The 4,320-nt window shown below is 27.3% G+C and carries 5 protein-coding genes; 2 read left to right on the top strand and 3 right to left on the bottom strand.

From position 1 onward, the window contains the following. The coding region (locus BM072_RS15200) for a relaxase/mobilization nuclease domain-containing protein (RefSeq protein ID WP_143080498.1) at positions 1-654 on the top strand (654 nt) is incomplete at its 5' end. Positions 655-693: 39 nt separating this feature from the next. Beyond that, positions 694-1,152, top strand: a complete 459-nt coding sequence (locus tag BM072_RS15195; RefSeq protein WP_125112981.1) for a hypothetical protein — start codon at positions 694-696, stop codon at positions 1,150-1,152. Positions 1,153-1,209: 57 nt separating this feature from the next. Here BM072_RS15195 and BM072_RS15190 read toward each other — a convergent pair whose 3' ends face one another. From BM072_RS15190 to BM072_RS15180, 3 genes are read right to left on the bottom strand one after another with little or no spacing between them, the layout of a single operon-like run. Beyond that, positions 1,210-1,773, bottom strand: a complete 564-nt coding sequence (locus BM072_RS15190; protein ID WP_092910675.1) for a hypothetical protein — start codon at positions 1,771-1,773, stop codon at positions 1,210-1,212. An 8-nt stretch (positions 1,774-1,781) separates the two neighbouring features. Then, positions 1,782-2,396, bottom strand: a complete 615-nt coding sequence (locus BM072_RS15185) for a hypothetical protein (RefSeq protein WP_143080497.1) — start codon at positions 2,394-2,396, stop codon at positions 1,782-1,784. After that, positions 2,383-4,002, bottom strand: coding sequence for a hypothetical protein (locus BM072_RS15180; RefSeq protein ID WP_092910670.1), 1,620 nt, complete (start codon positions 4,000-4,002; stop codon positions 2,383-2,385). The genes BM072_RS15185 and BM072_RS15180 overlap by 14 nt, the downstream gene beginning before the upstream one ends. Positions 4,003-4,320: the final 318 nt, after the last annotated feature.

The following is a 4,320-nucleotide window of genomic DNA, read 5'->3' as shown; positions in this document are numbered from 1 at the left end:
TATACCCAAGATCATTTGAAAAACTTAGGATTAGAAAATAATCAATGTATTGCCTATGTTCATCAAAATACCAAAGCTACACACGTCCATATTATTGCGAATCGTATCGATGAGAAAGGAAAAGCTTTAGATGATAGTTATATTGGATTTAAAGCACAAAATTCAGCAGAGAAAATAGCCCTTGAAAATGGATTAAAAACAGCGAAAGAGGTCCGACAAGAGAAAGAAATTTCACGCACATTAGACAAGGAATTGAATAAAGAACTGAAAGCTGATATTTTGAAAAAGCATAATCTTTCAGTCAAACAATCGCGTACTTTTTCGGAGTATATGCAAAATATGCATGATAAAGGTTGTCGAATTGAGCCAACCATTAATAAAGGGGGAAAATTACAAGGTTTTCGGATTTATGATAAACTAAGTGGACTTGATTTTAAAGCGTCTGAAATCCATAAGAATTGTGGTATGAAAAGTATGATTGAGAAAGGTGTTTCATTTAAAGGAATGACAATGCAGACAGAAATTGTAAAAGGATTAACGAAAGAACTTGTTACAAAGCCGGTGCAAGTTTTATCGCTTTTACAACCAGCTATTAAAATAGCGGATATGGCTATCAAGATTGGACGTTCGATGGATAGAGGAATGTCGTTGTAAATATTAATTAGCACTATAAATATGACAAGTCAACAACTTATGAAACTGGTTTTAGAAGAAAGTGAAATTATTTCAGATAAAATCAAACGATTGGAACAATTATCTGCTCAAATTGAACAAGCTAACAGAAATCATTTAGAGCAATTGAAAAGGGCGGATATCAAAGTAGATAATTCTGGTGTAAATAGAAGTGTAGCAGAACTGGAAAGAGTTGCTGAGAAAGCAGTTAAATCAATTCAAACAACACAAAAAGGGTTTAATTGGATGTTGTATTGTGCAAGTTTTTGCTTAATTAGTTTATTTGCACTAGTTCTCATTTATAAAAAAGGAATTGAAACCAAAATTGATATAAAAGAAGAATATAGGAAAGAATTAAGCGAAAAAGGTCAATATAATACACTTAAAGATGCTGAATTTTATAATAAATTTTGGCTATGGGTAGATAAAAATCCGAATGATAGTAAAGAATTATTCAGAGAAGTAAATAAAATGAAGTAAAAAAATAGCCCTCCAATCGGAGGGCTATTTTACATAAAAGGTGTTATAAGTTTTTTATTAAAAATAGTAACCAATTCTTAAATGTAAGTTTACAGCAACATCACTTTCATTTTTGGAAAAACCTTCATTTTTATAAAATATATATTGATAACCTATACCTAAGCCAGCTTCATAATTAAAGTTAGAATCTCCTATATTTCTTTTTATACCCCAAGTAGGTATAAAACTAATATCACTAATTATATCTACGTCTTTATTAGATATAATAAACCAATCGGGATGATAATTAGTTTTTAGAGAAATAAAATTACCACCATTCTTAGAAATATTTTTACCATTAGCTTTTCTTTTTGCTAAATTATAATAATATCTAGGTTCTATAGTTAGAACAGGAGTTAATAAAAACCCTGTACCATCGTATAAATCACCTCCCCATATACCGCTATCTAGTCCTATTTCAGACTTTAAAGAAAAATTGTTAGATAATTTAAATTCATTGTTAATCCAAAAACCTAAGAATCCTGTTTGTGCAGAAAAGATAGATTTTTCTACAGAAGACTCTTGTGCATTTGTAAAAAGAGAAAATAATAAATAAGTTATTAATAAAGTTATTTTTTTCATATTATATATTAATTAAGTGTTTCTAGATCATCTGAGAATGAGTTTAATAACTTATTGAATGTTTTAAAAGCAAGTTTATTAATGTTTTTTGTATATACAGGACCACTTGAAGAATTAGACATTATAATACCTTTAACCTGCTTGTTATATATTAGTTTTCTTGTATTAAGGTCGTATACATTTATCCTACTTATGGATTGTTTTTGAGCGCTGTTATCTGATGAAGGAATAAGAGAATAATCAGCAAAATCATTTTTATTAATACTAATGTCTAATAATATTAAATAATCAAAATCATTACCATTTTTTATATCATTCAAAATATTTTCATCTAAATCAAATGATAATTTATAAGGTATAAGTGCTGATGATTCTAAAAAAAAAGAAATACGATTTCCAAACTTAGGAGATAATATACTTTTAGAATCATTTATAACTTCTGTATAAATATTAGATGGAATGGCTACTTCACAAAGCAACCATTTTCCATCTTTTGTATTTAATTTCAGATTATTTGTATTACTGTCTATAATATATGAGGGTACAGATATTGAAGGAACTAAAGCACAAGAATTGAATATTGTTAATAACAATAACAAATTAATAAATTTATTTATCTTCATTAAAAATAAATTTATTACCATACCATTTATCAGACTTTTTAACCATTCCATAAGCATTAATTCCTAAAATATCAGGGCTATTGAAATCACCTGACCAATCAATATTTAAAGGATTTGGTCCAGATCCTGTTCCAAAGTTATAAGTAAATTTTGGAGACATGATTCCCCAATCAAATACGTGCTCTATAGTTTTACAATCAGTACACGTATTTGAAAAATCATATAATTGAATCCATCTAGCTTTAGGTGTAGCTATTACAACACCAATTCTATTTAAATGTTTATTATTTAAAGAATTAAAAAGTGATTTTGTTTTGTCAAAAATAAAATTATAAAATATATTGCGGGCTTCTTCTTCATTTTTTACTATTTTATTATCAATAGCTATTTCCATTACAGCATCTAATTTCAATCTTTTTTCAAATGGGAGCTTAGGAGAGTAGTAGGCTCCAATATGAGATATTTGTCCATATCCATTGTCTCTAAATATTTGTTTTCCAGAAACTCTATATGGGTTATTTCCGCCAGCAGTTATATCATTGATAAAATATGTAACAATACCACTAAGCTTTTGTTCTCTAACTTTTGTAAAATCACTTGTGTGATCATATCCCCACGATAAACTATTGATTCCTAAAGCTAATTTCTCTGCTTTTTCATTAAACCAAATACCCGCTTTCTTTTGATTTTTAACTTTTATACCAATGATATAAGCTAGTTTTAAATCAACTTTATAGTATTTTATTTTTACTCTTTTTCTATTTTCATATTCATTTGTACAAACTTTACTTATCCCAAAAATATTACCTAATAAAGGGGATTTTAAGTTGCATTCTGCTAAATTTTTCGCTATAGTTTCTAGATTTTCAGGTGCATTACCAGTACTAGTTCCAGGATTTGAACCACCACTATAACCCCCTCCATCTCCACCTCCTTCAGATGGTTGAATAAGGTAATTTATATAATGAGAAATACCGTCTTCTAACTGTACTAAACCTCCATCAGGATTGTAACTTAAAGGTTCTTCTATTTTTTGTATATTATATATATCATTTAATGAATGAACATTGTAATCATCCATTATAACACTTAATTCAGCATATTTATCAGTTCTAGCAATAAATAACCCTTGATCAGTGTATTTGTAAATTTCATTAGATATTTGAATTTCAGAATTATTATTTAAAAAGGCAGCAAAAAGGTCGTCACCTATAACATCTTCCATGTCATCGAAATGGTCTAGAATATCTTCATTGGTAAGAGAAGTAGATGTAATACTATTCAAAGAAGTTTCAGTAAATTCTTTTATAACATCAGGACTAGTGTATTCAGTAAAATAAGGAACTAAAGAATTAAAATCTTTAGAATATAATTTAGAATCTAATTCATTTGAGATTTGCTCTAAATTTTTAGAATCTAATTTTGAATAATAAGATTTGAAATCATCTTCAGATTTGAAATATAATCTTCCATTTACAATACTACCATTTTGAGTATTAGAATTTATAGAAGTTTCTTCAATTAAAGAACTAGTGACATCTTCATCACAAGATGAAATAGAAGTAATAGATAAGGCTATTAACAAGGTAGTTAAAATTTTTTTCATTTTTAGTGTTTTAAAAAGTAATTATGACTAAAATAGATTTTATTAATTATAATATTTATAAAAAAAGTGTTAATTTTTTAACAGGAATTTAATAAATATTATAAAATAAAAGATTGATCAATTTTAAAAACCTACTAAACATAAACATTATTATCTACCTAAATTTTTTAGGTTAAAGTGTTGATATTGTGAGAGTGCCGTTTTGGATAAATACCTTCACACAAACCAACTAAATTAAGAGGTGTAAATCTAAAATTGCCACCACTTTTTTTTCTTTTCTGGAGTGTGTATAGGTTGTTCTAATTGAACTTCTTTTTT

It is taken from the genome of Algoriella xinjiangensis, assembly GCF_900115015.1.
In the GTDB taxonomy this organism is placed as follows: domain Bacteria; phylum Bacteroidota; class Bacteroidia; order Flavobacteriales; family Weeksellaceae; genus Empedobacter; species Empedobacter xinjiangensis.
The sequence above is the reverse complement of the archived record's forward strand: the minus strand, read 5'-3'. Positions and strand labels throughout refer to the sequence as shown.